This is a genomic window from Corallococcus sp. AB011P, assembly GCF_003611605.1.
GTDB classification, from domain to species: Bacteria; Myxococcota; Myxococcia; order Myxococcales; family Myxococcaceae; genus Corallococcus; species Corallococcus coralloides.
Window position 1 is genome coordinate 767,069 of record NZ_RAVX01000003.1, and the last position, 23,327, is coordinate 790,395.

Annotated in this window: 13 protein-coding genes; 11 read left to right on the plus strand and 2 right to left on the minus strand. The window is 69.3% G+C overall.

Annotated features, from left to right (window positions below):
* Nucleotides 1-139 precede the first annotated feature (139 nt).
* Together D7X30_RS12745 and nhaA are read right to left on the minus strand one after the other, a co-directional pair.
* The gene (locus D7X30_RS12745; protein ID WP_120563152.1) at nt 140-1,825 is read right to left on the minus strand and encodes an AarF/ABC1/UbiB kinase family protein; all 1,686 of its coding nucleotides are present in this window, start codon (nt 1,823-1,825) and stop codon (nt 140-142) included.
* Nucleotides 1,822-3,177, minus strand: coding sequence for a Na+/H+ antiporter NhaA (gene nhaA, locus D7X30_RS12750; protein WP_120563153.1), 1,356 nt, complete (start codon nt 3,175-3,177; stop codon nt 1,822-1,824). Before nhaA ends, D7X30_RS12745 begins: the two co-directional genes overlap by 4 nt.
* Before the next feature lie 280 nt (nt 3,178-3,457).
* On the opposite strand from nhaA, the gene mutS reads away from it, so the two are divergent.
* The 11 genes from mutS to D7X30_RS12805 all read left to right on the plus strand — a co-directional run bounded on the left by mutS (nt 3,458) and on the right by D7X30_RS12805 (nt 23,029).
* Nucleotides 3,458-6,094, plus strand: coding sequence for a DNA mismatch repair protein MutS (mutS, locus tag D7X30_RS12755; protein ID WP_199724268.1), 2,637 nt, complete (start codon nt 3,458-3,460; stop codon nt 6,092-6,094).
* Nucleotides 6,095-6,164: 70 nt separating this feature from the next.
* A complete protein-coding gene (locus D7X30_RS12760; protein WP_120563155.1) occupies nt 6,165-7,313 on the plus strand; it encodes a DNRLRE domain-containing protein in 1,149 nt (382 codons plus the stop codon).
* Nucleotides 7,314-7,553: 240 nt separating this feature from the next.
* Nucleotides 7,554-8,678: a serine/threonine-protein kinase gene (locus tag D7X30_RS12765; protein ID WP_120563156.1), complete on the plus strand. Its 1,125-nt coding sequence runs from the start codon at nt 7,554-7,556 to the stop codon at nt 8,676-8,678.
* A gap of 171 nt (nt 8,679-8,849) precedes the next feature.
* Nucleotides 8,850-10,679 (plus strand): serine/threonine-protein kinase, encoded by a 1,830-nt coding sequence (locus tag D7X30_RS12770; protein WP_120563157.1) that lies wholly within the window; start codon nt 8,850-8,852, stop codon nt 10,677-10,679.
* A 24-nt stretch (nt 10,680-10,703) separates the two neighbouring features.
* Nucleotides 10,704-11,618, plus strand: coding sequence for a DUF2381 family protein (locus D7X30_RS12775; protein WP_120563158.1), 915 nt, complete (start codon nt 10,704-10,706; stop codon nt 11,616-11,618).
* Between the two features lie 192 nt (nt 11,619-11,810).
* Entirely contained in the window at nt 11,811-13,259 is a 1,449-nt protein-coding gene (locus tag D7X30_RS12780; protein WP_120563159.1) for a hypothetical protein, read from the plus strand.
* Nucleotides 13,249-15,432 (plus strand): hypothetical protein, encoded by a 2,184-nt coding sequence (locus D7X30_RS12785; RefSeq protein WP_120563160.1) that lies wholly within the window; start codon nt 13,249-13,251, stop codon nt 15,430-15,432. Before D7X30_RS12780 ends, D7X30_RS12785 begins: the two co-directional genes overlap by 11 nt.
* Nucleotides 15,429-16,763: a hypothetical protein gene (locus tag D7X30_RS12790; RefSeq protein ID WP_120563161.1), complete on the plus strand. Its 1,335-nt coding sequence runs from the start codon at nt 15,429-15,431 to the stop codon at nt 16,761-16,763. Before D7X30_RS12785 ends, D7X30_RS12790 begins: the two co-directional genes overlap by 4 nt.
* Nucleotides 16,764-16,823: 60 nt before the next feature.
* Complete coding sequence (locus D7X30_RS12795) at nt 16,824-17,591, plus strand: DUF3592 domain-containing protein (protein WP_120563162.1); 768 nt, start codon at nt 16,824-16,826, stop codon at nt 17,589-17,591.
* Between the two features lie 84 nt (nt 17,592-17,675).
* Nucleotides 17,676-19,433 (plus strand): N-acetylmuramoyl-L-alanine amidase, encoded by a 1,758-nt coding sequence (locus D7X30_RS12800; RefSeq protein WP_120563163.1) that lies wholly within the window; start codon nt 17,676-17,678, stop codon nt 19,431-19,433.
* 23 nt (nt 19,434-19,456) lie between these two features.
* Nucleotides 19,457-23,029 carry a DEAD/DEAH box helicase gene (locus D7X30_RS12805; RefSeq protein ID WP_120563164.1) on the plus strand — a complete coding sequence of 1,191 codons (3,573 nt, stop codon included), beginning with the start codon at nt 19,457-19,459 and terminating at the stop codon, nt 23,027-23,029.
* The last annotated feature ends 298 nt before the right edge of the window (nt 23,030-23,327 follow it).

Below are 23,327 nucleotides of genomic sequence, written 5' to 3' on the forward strand. Positions count from 1 at the left end.
ACCCGGGCCACGCCTGACTGTGCACCCCTCAACGGATCCGTTCGCGCTCGCGTGACACGCGCTCCCCGCGCCCGCCTGCTCCTCCCCAGGTGGGCCATTGTCGCACCCGCCCCGTGCCGAGCGCCGGTGAGGTCCCCGGCTACCTGCGCTTCTTGAGGAAGCGGGTCACGCTGACCTTCCCGAACCGGCCGCCGAACAGGTACCAGGTGAGCACCGCGCCGAAGAGGGCCGCCGCCAGCGCGATGCCGACGATGCCCAGCACCGGCACGTTCCCGTACATGGGCGGCCGGGGCGCGAAGGCGATGAACGCGCCCACGATGAAGCCGCACGCGCACAGGCCCAGGAAGGCGATGACGGCCACGCTGCGCAGGTTCTCGTTGAGCTTGTCGAACTGCTCCGCGCGCACCGTGACGCTGAACTTGCCCGTCTCCAGGTCCAACAAAATCTGCGACAGCTGCGTGGGCAGGTCCTGCGCCATGGACTGGAAGCGCAGGAGCGTGCGCATCAGGCCGCCCTGGAGCTGCGAGGGATCATAGCGGCCCGCCATCAGCTCCTTCGCGTACGGCAGCGCGACCTCCAGGATGTTCAGCTCCGGGTAGAGCCCGCGCAGCATGCCTTCGGTGGAGATGGAGGCGCGCGACAGCAGCGCGTACTCCTTGGGGATGCGGATGCGGTACTTCACGGCCAGGTCCAACAGGTCGCGCAGGAGCGTGCGCGCGTCCACCTGGCCCAGCGTGGTGGGCAGGTGCTGGCCCAGGATGGAGTCGATGTCGTTGCGGAAGCCCATCAGGTTGGCGCGCGCGTCCGGCACGCCCACGCGGTAGAGGATGCGCGCCACGGAGTCGCTGTCCTTGAGCGCCACCGCCAGGCACAGCATCACCAGCGTCTCCTGCATGGGGCGGGTGAGCCGGCCCACCACGCCGAAGTCCAGCAGCGCCAGCCGGTTGCCCTCCATGAGCAGCACGTTGCCGGGGTGCGGGTCGCCGTGGAACAGGCCGTCGTCGAAGAGCTGGCGGAAGCTGGCCTCCAGGATGTGCTGGGCGATCTGCTTGCGGTCCGCCTCTGGCAGGGCGGCGGGGTTGATCTTCTCCCCGCGGATGAACTCCATGGTGAGCACGGTGCGGCTGGAGAGCGCCGCGTGCACGCGCGGAATCTTGAGGTACGGGCGGTCCTTGTGGTTCTCCAGGAACGCGCGGATGTTGGTGGCCTCGTTGATGAAGTCCAGCTCCTCGTGGATGGCCCGGTCGAACTCGTCCACGATGCCGGAGGGCGAGTAGATGCCCGTCTCCTCCACCACGGCCTCCAGCAGGCGCGCCAGCGAGCGCAGCACGCCCAGGTCCGCGTCGATGCGCTGGGCGATTCCGGGGCGCTGCACCTTGATGACGACCTCCTCGCCGTCCAGCGTCACCGCGCGGTGCACCTGGGCGATGGACGCGGCGGCGAGCGGCTCCGGATCCACCTGGGCGAACAGCTCCTGCACGTCCTTGCCCAGGGCGCCGCGGATCTGCGCGTGGACCTGCTCCAGGGGGATGGCCTCCACGTTGTCCTGGAGCGTGGCCAGCTCCTCCACGAACTCCGCGGGCAGCAGGTCCGCGCGGGTGGAGAGCACCTGGCCCAGCTTGATGAACGTGGGGCCCAGCTCCGCGAGGAAGAGGCGGAAGCGGCGCGCGGTGGACTCGCGGCGGGCCTCGTCGGAGACCTCCACCTTCTCCTTGCGGCCGCCGAGCAGGCGCCAGACGCCCGCGCGCTCGGTCACCTCGCCGAAGCCGTGGCGGGCGGCGATGAGGGCAATCTGCCGGATGCGGTTGAGGTCCTGGAGGTTCATGGCGAGGCCTGGAGGGCAGCCTGGGGCGGACGGGCCACGTAGCGCAAGAGGACGTAGCCTACGACGGCGGAGAGGAGTGAGCCTGTCAGGATGCCCAGCTTGGCCTCCGCCAGCAGGGACGGCTGATTGGCGAAGGCCAGCCCGCCCACGAAGAGGGCCACCGTGAAGCCGATGCCGGCCACCACCGACACCCCGTGCAACTGGGCGAGGCCACTGCCCGCGGGCAGCGGGGACACGCCCGCCCGCACCGCCGCGAGGGTGAACAGGAAGATGCCCACCTGCTTGCCCACGAAGAGGCCCACGATGATGCCCAGCGGCAGGGGCTTGAGCAGATCCGCGGGCGACATGCCGGACACGTCCACGCCGGAGTTGGCCAGCGCGAACAGGGGCACGATTCCGTACGCCACGTAGCCGTGCCACAGGTGCACGAAGCGGTTGAGCGGCGGCTCGATGTCCTCCAGCGACTCTTCGATGTGGAGCAGCTGCGCGCCGCGCGCGGCCTCGTCGTCCGGGCGGGACACCAGCCCCTGGACGTATGCCGCCAGCTCCTCCAGCACCTCGCGGCCCGGGCGGCTGGGGAGCGCGGGGATGCAGAGGCCCAGGATCACGCCGGACAGCGTCGCGTGGATGCCGCCGTGGTGCATGGCGTACCAGAGCGCCGCGCCCACGACGGCGTAGGCCAGGCCGTTGCGCACATAGAAGCGGTTGAGCCCCCAGAGCACCGCGACCAGCCCCGCGCCCACGGCGAGCCATTCCACGTGCAGGCCCGTGCCGTAGAAGAGCGCGATGACGAGGATGCCGCCGATGTCGTCGAAGATGGCGAGCGCGGTGAGGAACACCACCAGCCCGTGGCCCACGCGCGCCTTCACCAGCGTGAGACAGCCGATGGCGAACGCGATGTCGGTGGCCATGGGAATGGCCCATCCCCCTTGCGCGGGCGTGCCGTGGGTGAAGGCGAGGTAGAGCGCGGCGGGCACCACCATGCCGCCCAGCGCGGCGATGAGCGGCAGCACCGCGCGGGAGAAGGTGCGCAGCTCGCCCGCGGACAGCTCGCGTTTGATCTCCATCCCCACGAGGAAGAAGAAGAGCGTCATCAGGCCGTCGTTGATGAGCTCGCGGAAGGTGAACGGGCCGCCGTGGCCGGCGATCTCCAGGCGCAGGGGCGCGTCGAACACGGCGGCGTAGGTGGCGCTCCAGGGGGAGTTGGCCCAGACGAGCGCGACCACCGCGCAGAGGGCCAGGAGGATGCCGCTGCTGGCCTCCAACCGGAAGAAGGCCTGCACGGGAGCGAGCGCCACCTGGAACAGGGCGGGGACGGCGGGTCGGGGCTGGCGGGTGGGCTGGGTCGGCATGTCGCCGGGCAGCCTGCCGGGGGGGGGAGGGCCAGCAAACCGTTTTCGGAAACGGGCCCGTCGAAATGTCGGACGCCGGTGGTAGGCATACGCACCAGGTAGGGGCGTCCGTTCGTTGATCCGGGGGTAAGGTCGTGAGAGAAGGTCGGGGATGGCGGTGACGCAGCAGACGAAGACAGGCAAGGCGGCGGACGTGGTGCTGCCCGACGTGGACACGACTCCGGAAGTCGGAACGGGTGAGGCCCCCGCGGGTGCGCGGGAGATCGCTTCCCTGACCCCGATGATGCGCCAGTACCTGGAGGTGAAGGCGCTCCATCCGGACACGGTGCTCTTCTTCCGGCTGGGTGACTTCTACGAGATGTTCTTCGAGGACGCGGTGAAGGCCTCGGAGCTGCTCCAGATCACCCTCACGGCCCGGGCCAAGGGCGCGGACAAGATCCCCATGTGCGGGGTGCCGTACCACTCCTCGCGCCGGTACATCGCGAAGCTGGTGGAGCACGGGCTCAAGGTCGCCATCTGCGAGCAGGTGACGGAGCCGGGCGCGGGGCCGGGCATCGTGCAGCGGGAGGTCACCCGGGTCATCACGCCCGGCATGGTGCTGGACGACGAGGTGCTGGAGCCGCAGGCCAGCAACTTCCTCGCGGCCGTGTGCTGGGGTGAAGCGGGCTTCGGCGCGGCGCTGCTGGAGGCGTCCACCGGCGAGTTCTACACCTTCGAGGCTCAAGGGCTGTCGGAGCTGGTGGAGGGCCTGTCGCGCGTGGAGCCGCGCGAGCTGCTGGTGCCGCAGGGCATGCGGGACGCGCCGGAGGTGGTGCAGGTGTGCCAGCGGCTGTCGCGCGTGCCGGCCGTGGCGGAAAGCGAGGGCGCGGCCTTCGAGCACACCCGGGCCTCCGCGTTCCTGCGCTCGCACTTCAACGTGCAGTCGCTGTCCGCGTTCGGACTGGACGGCTCGCCGCTGGCCACCGGGGCGGCCGGGGCCGCGCTGCGCTACCTCAAGGACACGCAGAAGACGCCCGCGGCGCACGTGGACCGGCTGTCGCGCCAGGAGCGCGCGGGCTGCCTGGTGATGGACGAGTCCTCGCGGGGCAACCTGGAGGTGCTCAAGAGCCTGCGCGACGGCGGCCGCAAGGGGTCGCTGCTGGGCGTGTTGGACAGGACGGCCACGGGCCTGGGCGCACGCAAATTGGCGCGCTGGCTGTCCGCGCCGCTGTGCTCGCTGCCGGAGATTGAAGCGCGGCTGGACGCGGTGGAGGAGCTGTCCGGCAAGAGCGTGTGGCGCGAGGAGCTGGTGGCCACGCTCAAGGAGGTGGGCGACCTGGAGCGGCTGTGCGGCCGGCTGTCGCTGGGCGCGGGCAACGCACGCGATTTGCGCGCGCTGGGGCTGTCGCTGACGCAGCTGCCGAAGCTGGGCGCGGCGCTCGCGCGGTGTGACGCGGCGCTCTTGAAGTCGCTGTCCGGGCCGCTGGGCGCGCTGCCGGAGCTGGCGGACCTGCTGATGCGCGCGGTGACCGACGAGCCGCCGGTGATCATCCGCGAGGGCGGCTTCATCCGGCCGGGCTACCACGCGGAGCTGGATGACCTGGTGGCGCTGTCCACCACCGGCAAGGACTACCTGCTCAAGCTGGAGCAGCGGGAGAAGGACCGCACGGGCATCTCCTCGCTGAAGATCCGCTACAACAAGGTGTTTGGTTACTACCTGGAGGTGACGAAGGCGAACCTCCACGCGGTGCCCAAGGACTACATCCGCAAGCAGACCACGGTGGGCTCGGAGCGCTTCGTCACCGAGGAGCTGAAGGAGTACGAGGAGAAGGTCCTCACCGCGGAGGAGCGCCGCGTGGTGCTGGAGCTCCAGCTGTTCGAGGAGCTGCGCACGAAGGTCATCGCCGCGGCGCCGCGCATCCGCTCCGCGGCGGAGGCGGTAGCCACGGCGGACGCGCTGGTGTCCTTCGCGCGGTGCGCGGCGGAGTACGGCTACACGCGGCCCCAGGTGGACTCAGGGGAAGGGCTGACGATCACCGGCGGCCGGCACCCGGTGGTGGAGCGGATGCTGGGCTCGGGCGAGTCCTTCGTCCCCAACGACGTGCGGTTGGATCCGGAGGACGCGCAGCTGTTGGTCATCACCGGCCCGAACATGGCGGGCAAGAGCACGGTGATGCGGCAGGTGGCGCTGACGGCGCTGATGGCGCAGGCGGGCTCGTTCGTGCCGGCGAAGGCGGCGCGCATCGGCCTGTGTGATCGCATCTTCACGCGCGTGGGCGCGGCGGACAACCTGGCGCGCGGGCAGTCCACGTTCATGGTGGAGATGACGGAGACCAGCCACATCCTCCATCACGCCACGAACAAGAGCCTGGTCATCCTGGATGAGATTGGCCGTGGCACGTCCACGTTCGACGGCTTGTCCATCGCGTGGGCGGTGGCGGAGCACATCCACGACAAGGTGGGCGCGCGCTCGCTCTTCGCCACGCACTACCACGAGCTGGTGGACCTGGCGCGCGAGCGGCCCCGGGTGAAGAACCTGTGCATCGCCGTGAAGGAGCAGGGCGGCAAGGTCATCTTCCTGCGCAAGCTGATTCCTGGCGGAGCCAGCCGCTCCTACGGCATCGAGGTCGCGAAGCTCGCGGGCCTGCCGCCGGAGGTGGTGTCGCGCGCCCGCGAGCTGCTCCAGAACCTGGAGTCCGGCGAGCTGGACGACGCGGGCCGTCCCCGCGTGGCGGTGCGCTCCACGAAGCGCGTGGCGCCTGTGAGCGCGGGGCAGCTGGGGTTGTTCGGGGGGGCGGCTCCGGCCGCCGTGGCCGCGCCGCCCGTGCCTCCCGCGCACGCGGAGGTGCTGGAGTCACTTCGGACTGCATCCATCGACCGGATGACGCCGCTGGACGCGCTCAACCTGCTGGCGAAGCTGAAGCAGACGTTGGGCTGAATACACTCTCTGTCTGCCCGGTCCGTGAGCTTGAGAGCAATGACTGCTCTCCTCACGGAAAAAGGCAGACATGATGAGTCGCTTCAGACTTCCGTCTTCATCCTCTGTAACAACCCTGCTGGCGGTGGCCGCGCTGTCGGCCCCGTCGCTGGCGCTGGCCTCCACGACGGTGACGCTCACGCCCGTCGCGGACTCCTACGTCTCGCCCGACGGGCCCGACGCGAACTTCGGGAACCACGGGACGTTCGTCGTGAACCGGGGGTTCGCCGAGGCCTACCTGCGCTTCGACCTGAGCGGCCTGCCCGCGAACGCGGTCATCACGGCCGCCAGCCTCAGCGCGCTGGCCTACGACGGCTACGCGTACGGAGGGGACGGCAATGTGTACACGTCCTTCGTCGCGGATGACTCATGGCAGGAGATGGGCATCACCTGGAACAACCGGCCCACTCCCGCCACGAGTCCGGTGGGCGAGTGGTTCCTCTGGTACGACTTCACGCCGGAGGACAAGCGGGGCGTCAATTCCAATGCCGCGCTCATCCCCGTCGTGCAGGGCGAACTGGCCGGCGACAAGTTGGTGAGCTTCCGGCTGCACTCGCCGGGATACAAGACGCGTTACCGGTCGCGTGAGTACAGCAACGCGGCCCAGCGTCCGGCGCTGACGCTCACCTATGAGCTGGGACCCGTCACCACGGTGCTGGAGCCGGAGGCGGATGCCTACGTCAACCACGATTATTGGGGGGAGTCCGACTGGAACTACGGTAGCGCGCAGGAGCTGGTCATCAACTACGGCTTCGACAAGAAGATCTTCCTGCGCTTCAACCTAGCCAGCATCCCCGCGGGGGCGATCATCCAGTCCGTGAAGCTGTCCGCCACGGCGTTCTGGGGCGTTTCGCCCGGTGGCGATGGCAACGTCTACACGTACCTGGTGCCGGACAACAACTGGGGTGAGTACAGCATCACGTACAACAACCAGCCCGCGGCCACCGGTTCCCCCCTGGGTTGGTGGTGGCTCTGGTACCCCACCATCAACCCGTACTTCGACCAGGTGGGCGTCACGGAGGATACGAACTTCATCCCCGTGCTCCAGGCCGCCTCGGACGCCACCGACCGGCGCGTCTCCTTCCGGCTCTCCAGCCCGCACTACCTCACGAGCTACTACTCGCGTGAGTCCGCGGACGCGTCGAAGCATCCCACGTTGGAGGTGACGTACCTGCCGTAAGGCCGCGGCCCTGTCCTGAAGGGCAGGGCGCCCCCACGCAATCGCTCCCGTCCTCGTTCGAGCAAGGAACCAGGATGGGAGCGAGGGGGCTGTCTCCACGATGGAGGATGCGCATTGGCTTCGTCATGGCCTTGCCCCGGTTTTGAACTTTTTGAGTCCTTGAGTGTGGACTTTAAAAGTCCACACGCTCAAACTCCTTGGAAGGCGTCACCGCGCCTTTCTCCCGCCTCCCGAGGAGTCATGCCCGAATCGACAACCGACGACCTGGCGCGCACGGAGGCCTCCCCGCGTCGCAGGCAGCTTCCGCCGACGCCTGACAGGCCTCTGCACCTCTTCACCATCGACGGCATCCGCTACGAGGCTGTCCGCGAATTGGTGCTGATGGAGACGGGCGAGTCGCTGATGCTGGCCCGGCGCTTCTCGGGGCGGGTCCCCGCGCTGCCCGGCTTCTGCTTCGTACGGCGGCTGGCGAACCCCTCCACGTACAGTCAGCGCACGCGCCTGGGAGAGGAGATTCAACTGGCGTTCCGGTTGCGCCACCCGGCCATCGCCCAGGTCTTCCACCGCAAGGTGCACCAGGACGCGCTGCATGTCGTCATGGAGTCCGTGGACGGCCCCTCACTGGAGACGCTGGTGAGCGCGGGCGTGGCGCGCGGCCGGCCCGTCTCCGAAGCCCTCGCCCTCTATGTCGGCGGGGAGATCGCGGAGGCGCTGCACCACGCGCACACGCTGACGGACGCGGGCGGCCAGTCGCTGGGCGTCATCCACCGCGACGTCAACCCCCGGCACGTCTACGTGGGGACGCAGGGCGAGGTGAAGCTGACGAACTTCGGCGCGGCGTACTCGCTGGTGGTGGGGCGCCGGGAATCCCCCGCCAACCTCGTCCGCGGAGACGTGGCCTACGCCTCGCCGGAGTACCTGGCGCGAGCGCCGCTTTCGCAGCGCTCCGACGTCTTCAGTCTGGGCGTGCTGCTGGTGGAGCTCTTCACGGGCAAGCATCTCTTTGACGTGGAAGACGTGCCGCGACCGCCCCGTCACCTGGCGTATCTCTTCACGGAGCTCATTCTCTCGCTGCCACTGGCGCAGATGCAGGGGCTGCTGGCCCGCTTCGGCCCGGAGGATGTCGAGGAGGCCGTGGCCTTCCTGTCCCCGGACGTGAAGGCGATGCTGCATGTCGCGCTGCGCGCCAACCCCGACGAGCGTTTTGCCACGGCGGCGGACATGCGGGATGCCATGCGAGTCGCCCTGGCGAGGCGACACCCGGGCTATGGCCGGCAGGAGGCCGCGGCGGAGTGGGCCCAGGTGCTGGCGGAGGGCAGCGGCCTTCGCGACGAGGTGGAGTTGGGTGAGGGTGGCCAGGCGTAGCCCAGGGCGCGTAGGAATGAATGCGGGAGGTTGGAAGCGCTTCAGTGGACTCCACGAGTCGCCAGCGGGATGCGTCCCAACGCGTTGGGCTTCTCATGCCTTGGGTAGGGTGCGCGCCCCGCCGGGAGGCCGCCGCATGCGAATAGGCTGGGAGTCCGAGGGAGGGGAGCCATGATTCAGGGGCCACCTCCCTCCGTGCTGACTCCGGGAGCCCAGGTGCTGGGCTACACGGTGGAGCGCCAACTGGGGCAGGGCGGCTTTGGCACGGTGTACCTTGCGCACTGCGAGGGCCAGCGCTTTGCCCTGAAGCTGCTGCACCTGCCGCGCGTGGGCGAGCGGGCGGAGCGCGAAGTCTCCATCCTCACCCGGCTGCGGCACGCCAACGTGGTGGGAATCCTGGGCCACGGCTACTGGCCGGTGGCCCAGCCTCAGTTCGCCGTCATCGTCATGGAGTACGTGGACGGGCGCAGGCTGGACGAATGGTCCGACGCGGAGAACCCCACGGCGCGGCAGGCGGCGCGCGTGCTGCTGGGCGTGGCTCGGGCGCTCGCCGCCGCCCATGCGGACGGGGTGGTGCACCGGGACGTGAAGGAGGCCAACGTCATGGTGCGCGCCTCGGATGGCGTGGCCAAGCTGGTGGACTTCGGCATTGGCGACTACGTGGGCGCGCGTGACTTGACGGCGGACATCCTCCCGCCCGGGACGGTGGACTACCGCGCGCCGGAGGCGTGGCGCTTCCTGCGTGCCCATCGCGAGGCGCCGGACGCCCGGTACACGGCGGGACCGGCGGACGACTTGTGGGCGCTGGGGCTCGTCGCCTACCGGTTGCTGCTGGCGCGCTTCCCCTTCGATGGGGAGGATGCCGCCAGCTTGACGGAGGCGATTCTCTCCAGCGCGCCCACGCCGCCGCACGAGGAGAACGTGCGCGTGCCCCGGGCGCTGGGCGACGTGTGCCTGCGGCTCCTGGAGAAGACACCCGAGGCCCGTACGCCGAGCGCCCGGAGGCTCTGTGAGTCCCTGGAGGAGGCGCTGCGTGGCGCGGACGCGACGTGGGACGTGCCGCTCTGCGACGCCTATGCCGAGGACTCCGCGACAACGGAGGGGGAGAGCCCCGACAGCTTCGAGCAGTGGCGGAACCACCCCCAGCACCGTCCTCGCCGAGGCCTTCGCCTTCCTCTGAAAGGGGCTGTAGCCGCGGTAGAGGCGCTGCCTCCCGAGCCGGCCGTGGCGGTGGCGCCCACGAATCGCGGGGCCCTCCGCGCCTGGGTGGCGCTCGCCGTGGTGCTCGTCCTGTCGGGGGCCGTGTGGGGACCCAGGACGTGGCGCGGCTCGGGGCCTGTCGCCATTCGTCAGGAAGTAGCGACCTCCGGCGAGTCGCCTCAAGCTGACCGCGCCGCAGCTCCCACCGGGCCGGAGGCCACCGCCGCGGCCGTCGCGCTCCCCGCGACGCTCCAGGAGGATTCAGCCACCGTGACGACGCCGCCGAAAGACACGCAGTCCCTTCAGCTCCCCTCGAAGCCCACGAAGAAGAGGCTGGGCGTCATGGCCCGTGCGGTGAGCACGGCGGCGGCCTGCACGGCGCTCGCATGCCCTGGGACGCAGGTGCGCCAGCCTCCGCCGCCAGAGCCGTGTCCGGTGGGCGCGGTGAAGGCCATGGAGAAACGGGGAATGGTCCTTGGGGACAAACATCCGGCGCTCTTCGTCAGGGGAAGCCCTCGGATCGTTTCAATCGGAGAGGGGCCCGTTGAAGTACACCTCGTTACTGACTGGGAAGGGCTGCCAGACAATAGCGTCTTGTCAGGGCGGAGCATCGTGCGTGACCGCGTCTATGCCCGGCTCACCTGGGCGACGACGCCACAGGGCGACAGTTTCCCTGTATGCCTTGAGGCTTATGCCGAAGAGGGACCGCGAGGCATGGCGCGAGAAGCCGGCGATGACTCTCCCTCCCGGGCCCGGATCTGGACGACAGCTTATTTGAAGGCTGTGAGTGAGTTCGAGTAGCACCTCCAACGGAGCGACTGTCGGGTGCCATCTCCATCATTTGTCGTTCTCCTGGGACTGCTTCTCGCTGGGGATGCCGCGATTGCGCAGGTGGATGTTTCATCGACAGTCCCAGGTTCACGGCGCATCGAATTGACCCCAGAGGGCGCTGGGAGCGTCAGTGAAGTGGTGGTCAGCCCGGGCCTTTCCACGATGCTTCTCTTTGACTCTGAGTTGCAGCGGGAGGGTCTCGATCTGGAAAATCGAGAACGCTTTTCCCTGGTGGACGTGGGGCAGGCCACCATCCGGCTTGTGCCCTCGGCCAACATCACCCCAGGCGAACGGTTCAAGCTGGTGGTGCGATTTCGGGACGGTGCGGCGCCAGGGACAGCGGTGTTCCTGCTGAAAGCACATCCGGCGAAGGCGGAGGCCACTGTCGAAGTCTACCGGAAACCGCGGACGATCGAGACGTATCAGCAAGAGATCCGGGATGCGCGCGCGGAGGCCTTCCGTTGCAAGGAAGACCTGGCGCGAATGACGTCTGCGCATCAGACACCGGGGGGATTGACGGGGCTCCTCTTCAACGGGGGATTGGATCCTCATGGAGTCGCGGGCCAGGTCCTGACCAAGGCTGTCGCGAAAACGGCGGCCAATGGACTGGAGACATCCTTCGTCAACGGTTACCGCTCCAGAATGCTGGTGGCAGTGGATGTCTTGATTGCGGTAAAGGCTGGAGTTTTGCCGTGGAGGGCCGAAGGGGCGACGCTCAAAGGCAGGACGGGCGAGGACTTGAAGATTCTTCAAGTCTGGCAAGTGACGCCAATACTCCCGGGAACCAGTGGGCGCGTCGTGGTTGAGGCCGAGGCTCCGGCCGCCGCTGTCCAAGGTCCCTTCTCGCTCAAGCTCTGGGAAGCAGATGGGCCTCGGAGCATCACGCTCGGCAACATGACGTTCCCCTGAGGGCTCGCGCCAGCAACGGGCTGACGACAAGGGACGCAAGGGGCCGTTAGGGGTCAGGAGTCAACCCCTGGTTTGAAACTCCTTGGCGCCTTCCACCTCCAGGAGCCTTCGCCCGTGGCCCGACGCCCTGTCGGACCGAACGGGGAACCTCTGTCCTTGCGGCCCCTGCTGGGGCCTTCTCGGGAGGCGTCGATGTTCGTGCGTCGGAGCTGGGCCGTCGTGCTGCTGCTGTTACCCGGAGCGGGCTGGGCGGAGGAGGTTTCCGACCTCCGGACCTACGAAGCAGTGGAGGACTCCGTCACCACCGATCCGGATGGGGTCGTTCCGCTTGAGCCTTCCATCAAGGATGCAGGCGCGCAGCCCAAGGAGGAGCCTCCGCTACCGACCCCGCCCGACTCGAGCTCGCGCTGGGCGAACCTCCTGAGCTTGGAGACCACGACGTGGACGTTGCTTCCCCGGAGTACAGCGGGGAGGGATGAAGGATTTCTGCAGGTGGTGCCGAAGTGGGTGGTGGCCAGGCCCGGAGTGCTTCACCTCGGCCTGGGCGCCCCGGTGCGACTGCGGATGTGGGGTGGTGGGAAAGGGGCCGGCCTCGTTCGGAGGGAGGACTGGGACACGCTGTCCGACTGGGGCCAGGTGGTGCGCATCCTCACGGTGGGAGGGGATGCACCGAACTCGCTGTGGATGGGCGCCCTGGAGTCATACACCCTGCTGTCCGGGCACCTGGTGCGTCGATACAACAACCGGGGCAATCCCAACTATCACCCCGCCGGGGCGGTGGTGACGGGCCTGATGGCGCCCGTATATGTGGAGGCTTTCGCCTCGGACGTGCTCGGTGCGCGGCTGATGGGCGCGGAAGTCGTCCTGGATGCGCAGCACCTGCTCTTCGGCCGCCCGCACAATCCCTTGCAGTACCTGCTGTCGCTGTCCGCGGTGCATGACTGGGGGAAGGCTGGAGGGCCTTCGGCGCCGATGACGCTGGCCCACCTGGATGGGACGGCCATTCTCGTGCGGCGCAGAAACCCCGAGGGCGGCTTCGAGCTGCAGGCGATGGGGGGCTGGGGTGGGCGTCCCGGCGAAGGAGGTGCCTGGGGCGCGGTGGCGGGCCTGGGGGTGGAGTCCGTGTCCTCGACGTTGGACCTGCGGGCGCGTCTGGAAGGGCGCCTGCAGCGGGGAGGCTTCCGCCAGGGCTCCTTCGGTCCGGACTACGAGCTGGCGCGCTTCCAGGTGGCGGGACCGTCCGCCCTGCCACAAGCGGATGCCCCCTTCCCGGACGGGGCCTCGGCCCACGGCGAGGTGATTCTCAGCTGGGACGCGGCGGGCCTGGGCGCGCTGGGGAAGCGCCACTTCCGCCTGACGGTGGGGGCGGAGTTCTTCAACTGGGGCCGCGTGGACGTGGATGGGCGCCTGGAGGCACAGGTGTTCCATCGGAACCTCACCGTGGCGGCAGGCGGCGTGGCGATGGGAATGGGTCAGCCTGGAGCCCGCTACCTCGCGTCGAGCGAGGCGCGGTGGCGCATCCTGAATGGGGCGCTGTACGCGGTGGGGCAGGGCGGCACGTTGCTGTTTCGCACGCCAGAGGGGACGCTGCGGCCGGGCGCGTTCGCGGCCGTGGGGCTGGGGGTGGACCATGTGCGCTGAGCGGCGGCTGCATGGCGGACCCTGCATCATGCTGTTGGTGGCCCTCCTCGCTTCGGGCTGCGCGTCGGTCCCCGCGAAGTCGCGCCATGCAACGACCCTGGCTTTCAGTCCCTTGTCCGCGGTCGCCCAGGCGGCGAACAGCACGGCGGCGGGTGTATACCCGCATGAGGAGCCCGGTTCCCCGACTGGGGAGTACGTGGTGGCGCCCCTGGGCTTTCGACGCGGCCCCTTGACGGAAGCCGCCGAAAGGCCGGGGGCGCGCGGCTCGGGTGAGGTGAGCGGTATCGCGTTCGCCTGCGGTGGCAAGGCCGTGCCTTCCGGTTGGCCTCACCTGGACTCCAGCCAGGAAGTGCTGGCGCCCTTCCTGGTGTGTGCGTCTCCAGCCGAGTTCGTGGCCATGCAGCGCGGAGTGGACATGGCCTCGCTGGTGGAGTCGCTGGAGGCCTGGGACGCCGTCCGGCTGGGCGCCCTGGGGCCTCTCGATGCGCGGGCATCGGAGATCCTCGGCCGTAAGCGCGCTGCGTTCCTCGTCGCCGCCACCGAGAAGCATGGCGTGCCGTACGCAGAGGTCCTCGCCCTCTTCGTCCTCCACTCGGCGTTCGATGATGAGTTACGCGAGGTGGTGCGGCTGCTGGCGCGCGACAAGCAGTTGGGGGAGACGCTGGGGAGCATGGCCGCCGTCCGCGAGGAGCTGAAGCGGCGGGGGCTGGCGCTGGAGGGCTTCCCGGAACGAGGAGAGCAGGCCCCAGATGTGCTGCGCGGGCTGGGGCGAGCGGGCCGGGACATGCTCTCCAGCTCTTCCGTGAGTGGTGAGGCCCGGTACACGGACCTGATGGCGATGCGGGGGCAGATGCCATCGCCCTATCAAGTCGCCCTCGACGAAGTGCAGAAGGCCTTGATGGCGCGGCACTACTCGGCCGGAAGCGTCTCGGCTGGGGCCTTCGATCACCTGACGTTTGGCGTGCCGCTGGGCTTCTACCACCTGGTGGCGGGGACGGGGCACGGGGCGTACTCGCTGGCGCAGGGCAAGTACGAGCAGGCCAGCCGGGAGCTCGCACCGGCAGCACTGGCGGTGGCGCTGTACGCAGGAGGCAAGGGCGCCAGGGCCCTTGTGGAGGCTCGCGGAGGGTTGAGGCGGCTCCAGATGCCCGCGCTGGACTTCGAGCGAATGAAGGCGCTGCTCGATCGCCTGGAGGCGCAACTGGGCGTCAACGCCGCTCGCGATCTGCTGCGATACATCCAGGCGAGCCGAGAGGGCGCGCGGGTCGCCGCCGAGTGGGGCGAGGCGGGGCTGCTGGCGCTGCACGAGGCGCGCGGCAATCCGGCGAAGGCGCACGTGGTGTTGGCGGAGGCCCGTCGCGATTCCGCCCGCGCTGCGGAAACGAAGGGCGTGGCCGGGAAGAGTGCCCGCGGCTCCGCATTGCTGGCGCAGGACGCAGGAGCGTCCGCTCTGGAGGCGGCGAAGGCCAAGCTGCTCCAGGCCGAACTGGAGGCCTCGGGCCCACGCCTTCCCAAGGACGTGGAGGTGCTGAAGGGACTGGCGCCCGAACTGGATGCACCTCCGGTGGGAGTCGAGAGGGGCGCGGGCCTCTGGCGCGACTACGTCTCCTACCGAGAGCGGCGGCTCCAGGAGATTCAGAGCGGTGCGGACGTCAAGGGTCCCCTGAAATGGGCGGGCTACCAGGAGATGTTCGCCCACTACGCGCGGGGCCTGGCCTTCGAGAAAGCCATGGTTGCCCTCCTGGAGGAGGATGCGGCCCTTCCACGGGCCCAGCGTCGATGGCTCGGGGGCTTCGACCGACCTCGCATCGAGACGCACGTGGGAGTGATGAAGTCGGACCTGCGCTTCGCGGACGTCCTCGTCATCGAGGAACAGCCTGCTCCCGGCTCTTCTCTTCGCGTGGAGACCTTCAGCTTCAAGAGCCGAGACCTTTCGCAGTCAATAGCTGACGCGCTCAGGGCTCAAATGGTCGAGGACGCGAGCACAGCCTTGAGGTACTACGGCGAGATGCTGAACATCCGACGCCCTGGCATGCAGATGAATGTGCGGGTTCAGAAGGTTCGCTTGATCTATGAGGGTGGAAGACTGAAACCCAGGAACGCACTGGACCTGAATCAGGCTTTGCGTGCCACACGGCGTGCGGTTCAGGAAGTGGAGATCGTGTTTCAATGAGGCATCTGAACCCGTGGGAGTCAAAATCGGCGGACCATCTCGTGCTGTCCTTTGAAGGGACTTTTGACAGCGCGGCTCCAGTTGAGGATGAGCTGGGACCGTTCTTCGAAAGCCTGGAGGAATATGCGGGCGAGTGGATGCCCGATGTTGTGAGCGGGAAGCGTGTCCGCAGGTACTCCAGGGATTCCGTCTGGAAGGCCCTCAGGGAAAGGCGCGTGGAGAGGGTTACGTTCCTCGGACTTTGTCGAACGCAAGAACCTGCGTTGGACATGTCATTGAGCCTTTCTCTCCCTCCGCTCTCACCTGAGCTTTCTGCCTTGATTCACATTGATTCACTCCCGTTGTTTGCTGGGAGGGCGCCGTGCGAGCGACTTATGGAGATGTTTCGCGCGTGGGCGTTGCGCTACCCGCCTTCACACGCGTTTGCTCACAGCTCCGCCGATAACCAACTGTCAGGTTCTCCCAGCTTTGGCCGGGACGATGAGACTGTTTGGAGGGATGGATTCGATAAGGTCTATGAACTTTCCTGGCTCAATGTCTTCGGCTCCAGGCTGGTGGAGACGGTAGGCCGCGAGCGGGTACTCACGACTCCCGCGCACCTCGTGGAGGAGCTCCCCAATGGCTCCGTCCTCTTGGTGCTGCGGCCCACCCCCGCCGACTTCGCCAGTGAAGAGTCGCGCGTCGCCCAGGCACGTGCCCATGTGCACCTGCGGCCGGAGCTCGACTTCGACACGGTGCTGCGGACCCTGCGCGAGCGCAGTGCCGCGCTCGCTCTGGTGGAACCGCGATTCCACCCCGACCTGGCGCCGCTCCTCTCCCGGCTGCCGTACGAATTCGCCCAAAGCGAGCGGCAACAGAAGATTGCTGAGCTCAACGCCTTCCAGCCGCCCGAGCCGGAGGAGTGGCTCCCATCCGCACTCCCATCGGACGTCGAGAATCCGGAGCGTGTCCTCAGCGACTACGACGACCTGTCCGAAGGACTCGTGGCGGTGCTGCACACCAAGGTGCCCAGCATCTTCGAGGAGACGCCTGAGTCGCTCACCGACCTCGACTTCTACTTCTGGAAGGAGAGCTTCCCGACGCGGTACCTGCGAGACCTCATCGACAGTCACACCGCGCCGGCCCTGGGGGCCTACTTGGGCCGTACGCTGGTACGTCGGCTGGGCGGGACATGGGTGCCACGGCAAAAGCTGGAGGAGTCGCAAGTGCGCGTCGGCAAGCGCGTCTGGCTTCCCTTCCTCCGTGCCCGCCGGTACATGCAGTCTTGCGAGGCGCTGCTGGACTATTCGCTCACGCAGTTCTTCCGGGAGGCGGAACGGCACCGGGACTGACTTGAAGCCGGGCGGGAATGAAGCGCGGGCCGCGGTCGTGAAGTAGGCTTCGCGCCCGCCATGCAGCTCGCCATCCCCCATGCCCCCCGCAGCGTCAAACTCGCCCAGGTGCCTGGGGCGGTGGCGCGGTTGGTGCGCGGGGTGGTGCTGGGCCTGGTGATCATCACCGTGCTGGGGCTGGGTGCCAGCTACGCCGGCCGCTACTTCGTCGAAGAGCAGCGCTTCACGTCCAGCGCGGAGCTGGTGGACGCGGTGGTGGGCGCGAGCCACGCGCCCCCTCCAAGCCAGCACGAAGACGCGGAGGGCACGCTGGACGTCCTCTACACGTTCGCGGGCGAGGATCACTCCGTGTCGGGCGTGCGCACCGCCGCGGACCACGCGGCGGGCCTGGGCCACGGCGCCCGGGTGCAGCTGCTGGTGGACCCCTCCCAGCCGGGACGGCCTCGCGAGGCGACTCATGCTCGGGCCCGGGCGGCCCGGGTGGGCTTGCTGCCGTGGGGCCTGGGCCTGGGGGCGCTGGTGGCCCTGGGCGGCTTCGCGTGGGAGGTGCGGCGGCTGTGGCGCCGGGAGGTGGTGCCCCTGCGCCTGGGCGCGCTGGTGTGGCTCACCCCGGACGACGGCTACCTGCCGGAAGGGAAGGGCGAGGCCGTGTTCCCCGCGCACTTCTTCCGCCAGGACGTGAAACACGCCGTGCGGGCTCGCTGCCGACCCCAGCGGGCCCCGGTGCGCAATGGCGGCAAGGTGCTGGCCGCCGTGGTGCCTTCCGAGCCTGGGTGGTGCCGCGTCATCGACGAGGAGCTGGCGCGGACGCTGGGCTGGGTGCGCTGACGGACGGACAGGTGGGGTTGAAAAGTTGCTGGCCCCCGGTGGCCGTGTGACACACGCCTGTAGCTGCAACGTCCGGAGGCTTCCATGCGCGTACGCTTCTCCCACTTCGTGCTGCCCATGCTGCTCCTCACGGCCCCGAGCGCCGTCGGAGCCGGCAAGCGCAACGAGGCGGAGGAGGCGTATCAGCAGGCCCGCCGCGCCTACTACGCGCTGAAGGACGACGCGTCCCGCCGCAAGCTGCGCCACCACTGGCTCAACGTGGTGCACCGCTTCGAGGCCGTGGCCACGCGCTTCCCCAAGAGCGAGCGCGCCCCCGATGCCCTCTTCACCGCGGGCGACCTGCTCCAGGAGCTGAGCCGCATCTCCTTCGTGGACGAGGACCTGCAGTCGGCCATCTCGGACTACTCGAAGCTGGTGGAGGCGCACCCGAAGCACCGGCTCGCGGATGACGCGGCGCTGGCGCTGGCGCGCATCCACGTCAACCGCCTGGACAAGCCGGATGCGGCCCGGAAGATCCTCAACGAATCGCTGGCCACCAACCCCAAGGGCGACCAGGCCAAGGAGCTGAAGTCGCTGCTGGCCTCGCTGCCTCCGCCCAGCAAGACGCCGCCCGCGAAGCCCACGGTGAAGCCGCTGCCCCCGGTGGTGAAGTCCACGCCGGACACCGCCGTCGCCGCCGCGAACCCCAGCTCGCCGCTGGTGGACGCGATCTCCAAGCTCGCTCGCGAGCCGTCGCCGGTGCTGCCGCGCCTGGATCCGAACGTCCCGGCCTCGGGCTCCGAGACCTCCTCGAAGGGCTCCGCGGCGAACATCGTGGACGCGCCCACCGTCGCCGACGCGAAGGCTCCGGAGGCGGTGGCGTCCTCGCACGGGACGTCGCAGCCCTCGAAGCCGGAGGCCCGCGTGGAGGTTCCGGCCGTGGCGTCGAAGGCGCCGGCTCCGGTGGTGGACACCGCCCCGGTGGCGTCGAAGCCTGCCGCTCCGGAGGCCGTGGCCTCCTCGAAGACGACTCGCACCGTGCCGGTGTCTCCCGCTCCGGAGCCTCCGCGCCCGGTGACGGCGCCGGTGGATGCGCAGGTGGCTCAGGCGCGGCTCAAGGCCGTGGCGAAGCAGTCGCGCCACGCGGAGCTGACGCTGGCGGAGCAGCTGGGGCTGAAGGTGCGTCGCGTGGTCATCGACGCGGGCCACGGCGGCCATGACTCCGGCGCCATCGGCAAGGCGGGGACGAAGGAGAAGGACGTGGCGCTGGCCATCTCCAAGAAGGTCGCGGACGGCCTGCGGGAGAAGGGCCTGGAGGTCGTGCTCACCCGCGACGACGACACCTTCATCCGCCTGGAGGACCGCGCGAAGCTGGCCAACGAGGCGCACGGCGACCTGTTCATCTCGGTGCACTGCAACTCGGCGGCGACGCACAAGCTGCGCGGCATCGAGACGTACACGCTCAACACGTCCGCGGACCGCTACTCCATCCGCCTGGCCGCTCGCGAGAACGCTTCCTCCGAGAAGGGCATCAGCGACCTCCAGTTCATCCTGGCGGACCTGGCCACCAAGGCGAACACGGAGGAGTCGAGCCGGCTGGCGAACGCCGTGCAGCACAACCTGGTGACGGGCCTGTCTGGCCAGTACGACGGCATCAAGGACCTGGGCCACAAGGAGGCGCTGTTCTACGTGCTCCTGGGCGCGAAGATGCCCGCCATCCTGGTGGAGACGTCCTTTCTGTCTCACTCGGAGGAGGAGAAGCGCCTGGCGTCCGAGCGCTACCAGGACGAGGTGGCGAAGAACATCGTGCTGGGAGTGGAAGAGTTCCTCGGTGATCGCCGCCGCATGGCCAAGGTAGACTGACGCGTTCATCGTCGTCAGTCCCCATGGCCGAGCAGTCCCCTCCGTCCAGCCCCAAGCCCGCGCAGGATCCCCACGCGCCCCCGTTCCAGACGGAGGCGGACCTGCGCGCGTGGCTGCGGGCGGAGGGCCTGGAGCACCTGTCGCGCCTGAGCCTGGCGCTGCTCACGCCTCGCGTGGAGGCCGCTTACCTGCCGCAGGTGCGCGCGGTGATCTCCCGCCGCAGGCTGGTGGAGGTGCTGGCCCAGGACACGCTCGACCGCTGGACGGCGGAGATGCTGCCCACGCCGCGCATGCGGGACCTGCTGCCGAAGCTCGCCTGGCGCTACGTGGAGGACGAGCGGCAGGGCGCCATCGAGGCTCGGGCCTCCGTCGCGGAGCGGCTCGTGCCCCCGGCCGACAAGCGCACGCACACGGTTCACGGGATGCTGCTTGCGTGGCGCGCTCGGGTGCCTTCGAGCATCGCGCCGCGTCCGGAGCGCGCGCTGTCGCTGGAGGCGCTGGTGGAGGAGCCGGACCTGCCGGGCTTCCGCCTCAAGGAGACGCGCATCTCCGAGCTGCCCGTGTCCCCGCCGGGCTCGGGCTTCATCCTCGCGGAGGCGCGGCTGACGTTCAGTCCGTCCGGCGTGACGGTGGACTGTTCGTGCGGCGCCACGTTCTGCGTGCACCAGCTGGCGGCGGTGGACACGGCGCTCCTGTGGCTGCGGCAGCGCTGGACGGAGGACTTCGGCGAGACGCTGGAGGAGCTGGTGCGGCCCGCGTGGGCCCGCACGCTGCGCGCGCTGGAGCGGGCGGTGGAGGAGAGCCCGGGCGGCGGCGGGGGCGTGGAGATCTCCTGGCGGCTGGACGTCATCGAAGGGTACGGAGTGGAGGTCGCGCCCTACGTGCACCGGCGCACGAAGAAGGGCCAGCGCACGACGGGGGCGAAGGTCGGCCGGCGCAAGCTGTTGCAGGAGTACGGCTCGCAGCTCAGCCCCTCGGACTCGCGCATCACCGCGCTGCTCTCCGACAGCACGGCCCCCGCGTCTCGCGCGCTCCTGTTCGAGCTGATTGATCATCCGCGCCTGTCGCTGGAGGGCACGCAGGACATCCCCGTGCGCATCGAGCGCGAGAAGGTGGGCCTGGTCGCCGAGGACCGGGGCGGCACCGTGCTGGTGAACGCGGGCGTGGACGGCACCGTGCTGCCCGCGCCGCTGCTGGAGCGCGTGCGCAAGGCGAAGCCCGAGGACGCGGTGTTCCTCTGGGACGAAGGCGCGCACGTGCTCACGGTGCTGGACGTGAGCCCGGAGGTGCGCGCCATGGCCACGGTGCTCCAGCGGCACGGCAACGCGTTTCCTCCGGAGAGCCACGGGCCGCTGCTGGAGCACCTGTCGAAGCTCTCCGTACGCCTGCCGGTGGCCATGCCCCGCAGCGTGATGGGGGAATCCATCGCGCCGCGGCAGCTCCCGGTGCTCCGGCTGGAAGGACAGCCCGGGGGCGCGGTGAGGCTGGAGCTGCGGCTGCGCGCGCTGCCGGACGGCCCCGCGTACCTGCCCGGCGAGGGGCCTCGCGACGTGCACGTGCGGCGCGACACGCGGTCCTTCCACGCGGTGCGTGACTTCGGGCGCGAGCTGACGGCGGGCGCGGCGCTCCAGGCCCGGCTGCCCTTGCAGACGGCGGAGCCGCAGGAGCTGCCGTTCTGCTTCCTCTTCCATAGCGCGCAGGGCGGGCTGGCGGTGCTGGCCGCGTGCGCGGAGATGGAGCCCCGGCCGGAGCTGGAGTGGGTGGGCGCGTCCATGCGGCTCGTGCCCAAGCGGGGCGCGGGGGACCTGAAGGTCGTCCTGGAGCGCAAGCGCGAGTGGTTCGGCGTGCTGGGCGGCCTGGCCGTGGAGGGCGAGCGGGTGGAGTTGGCGCGGCTCCTGGACGCGGCCCGGCGCAAGGAGCGCTTCGTCCAGGTGGACGCGCGCACGTGGGTGGAGATCGAAGCGGCGCTGCGCGAGCAGTTGGAGAAGCTGGCGGATCACGCGTACCTGTCGAAGCACGGGCTGGAGGTGGGCCCGTCCGCGGCGGAGGCCCTGGCGGGGCTGGGCACCGCGGGCGCGCTCATCGACGCGGATGCGTCCTGGACGTCGCTGGTCGAGCGCATCTTCGCGGCGAAGGAGCTGAAGCCCCGGGTGCCCGCGGCGCTCAAGACGGAGCTGCGCGACTACCAGCTCGAAGGCTTCCGCTGGCTCACGCGGCTGGCGTCGTGGAACGCGGGTGGGGTGCTCGCGGACGACATGGGCCTGGGCAAGACGGTGCAGGCCCTGGCCGTGCTGCTGGAGCGCGCGAAGCAGGGGCCCGCGCTGGTGCTGGCCCCCACGTCGGTGGCCTTCAACTGGCGGGACGAAGCCAAGCGCTTCGCGCCGTCGCTGAAGGTGACGATCTTCTCCGACGCGGAGGACCGGGGCGGCACGCTGGAGCGGCTGGGGCCTCGTGACGTGCTGGTGCTCAGCTACGGCCTGCTCGTGCGCGACATCGAGCGGCTGGCCGCGCTGCGCTTCTCCACCATCGTCTTCGACGAGGCCCAGCAACTGAAGAACGCGGCCACGCAGCGCTTCCGGGCGGCGCGAGCGCTCCAGAGCGACTTCAAGTTCGCGCTGTCCGGCACGCCGCTGGAGAACCACCTGGGCGAGCTGTGGGCCCTCTTCGCCGTCGTCTTCCCGGGGCTCTTGGGCAGCCTGGAGGCGTTCCGCAACCGCTTCGCCGCGCCGATTGAAAAGCAGGTGGACCCGACGGCCGCGCCCGCGCTGGCCCGGGTGCTCCAGCCCTTCCTCCTGCGCCGCACCAAGGGCCAGGTGGAGGCGCAGCTGCCGCCACGCACGGACGTGCACGTGCCCGTCGTCCTGTCCCCGCCGGAGTGGACGCTCTACGAGGACGCGCGCCTGGCGGCCCTGTCCGATCTGGAGACGCGCAAGGCGAAGATGAAGGACCAGGAGCGGCGCATCGAGGTGCTGGCGGCGCTGACGCGGCTGCGGCTGCTCGCGTCACACCCGCGCCTGTACGACGAGGCGTCCAAGCTGGAGTCCTCCAAGCTGGAGCGCTTCCTGGAGCTCATCCAGGAGCTGCGAGAGGAGGGCCACCGTGCACTGGTGTTCAGCCAGTTCACGTCCCACCTGGCGCTGGTCCGCGAGGTGCTGGACGCCCAGGGCATCGCCTACGAGTACCTGGACGGCTCGACCCCCGCCAGCGCCCGGGCGGACCGCGTGCGTGCCTTCCAGGAGGGCGACGCACCCCTGTTCCTGATTTCACTCAAGGCGGGCGGCTTCGGCCTCAACCTGACGGCCGCCACCAGCGTCATCCACCTGGACCCCTGGTGGAACCCCGCCGTGGAGGATCAGGCCTCCGATCGCGCCCACCGCATCGGCCAGCAGCGCCCCGTCACGGTCTACCGGCTGGTGGCGCGTGGGACGATCGAGGAGCAGATGCTTTCGCTCCATGAGCAGAAGCGGGCCCTGGTGGCCGGCGTGCTGGAGGGCAAGGACGCCGCGGCCCGCCTGTCCACCCAGGAGCTGCTCGGGTTGCTCGCGCAGCGGCTGCCGGGCATCGGCGGGCTCGATTCCGACGCCACGAAGCACTGAACAGTCTTTCCGTGGTTTTTCTCGGACCCAGTCGTACGCCTGAACGGGCACTGAACAGACTTTTAGCCATTTTCAGTGCGCCCTGGCCTGAACGGTCGAGCAGTCCTGGGGTTCTGATCGGCCATGCCTACATGAAACAATGATCAGGTGGGAGGGATGCGCCGTTTGTCGGCGGACAATCCCCGCTGGGGCCTACATTCACCTGCCCGATCAGGATCGCCATGCCCACATGATCATGCCTTCAGTGGGTCGCGACCCACCCGATGAAACATGTATCAATTGAATACATGTTTCATTT

Coding starts and splice junctions, on each gene's coding strand:
- D7X30_RS12745 (WP_120563152.1), bottom strand. CDS start 1,825: ATGAACCTCCAGGACCTCAACCGCATCCGGCAGATTGCCCTCATCGCC.
- nhaA (WP_120563153.1), bottom strand. CDS start 3,177: ATGCCGACCCAGCCCACCCGCCAGCCCCGACCCGCCGTCCCCGCCCTG.
- mutS (WP_199724268.1), top strand. CDS start 3,458: ATGATGCGCCAGTACCTGGAGGTGAAGGCGCTCCATCCGGACACGGTG.
- D7X30_RS12760 (WP_120563155.1), top strand. CDS start 6,165: ATGATGAGTCGCTTCAGACTTCCGTCTTCATCCTCTGTAACAACCCTG.
- D7X30_RS12765 (WP_120563156.1), top strand. CDS start 7,554: ATGCCCGAATCGACAACCGACGACCTGGCGCGCACGGAGGCCTCCCCG.
- D7X30_RS12770 (WP_120563157.1), top strand. CDS start 8,850: ATGATTCAGGGGCCACCTCCCTCCGTGCTGACTCCGGGAGCCCAGGTG.
- D7X30_RS12780 (WP_120563159.1), top strand. CDS start 11,811: ATGTTCGTGCGTCGGAGCTGGGCCGTCGTGCTGCTGCTGTTACCCGGA.
- D7X30_RS12785 (WP_120563160.1), top strand. CDS start 13,249: ATGTGCGCTGAGCGGCGGCTGCATGGCGGACCCTGCATCATGCTGTTG.
- D7X30_RS12790 (WP_120563161.1), top strand. CDS start 15,429: ATGAGGCATCTGAACCCGTGGGAGTCAAAATCGGCGGACCATCTCGTG.
- D7X30_RS12795 (WP_120563162.1), top strand. CDS start 16,824: ATGCAGCTCGCCATCCCCCATGCCCCCCGCAGCGTCAAACTCGCCCAG.
- D7X30_RS12800 (WP_120563163.1), top strand. CDS start 17,676: ATGCGCGTACGCTTCTCCCACTTCGTGCTGCCCATGCTGCTCCTCACG.
- D7X30_RS12805 (WP_120563164.1), top strand. CDS start 19,457: ATGGCCGAGCAGTCCCCTCCGTCCAGCCCCAAGCCCGCGCAGGATCCC.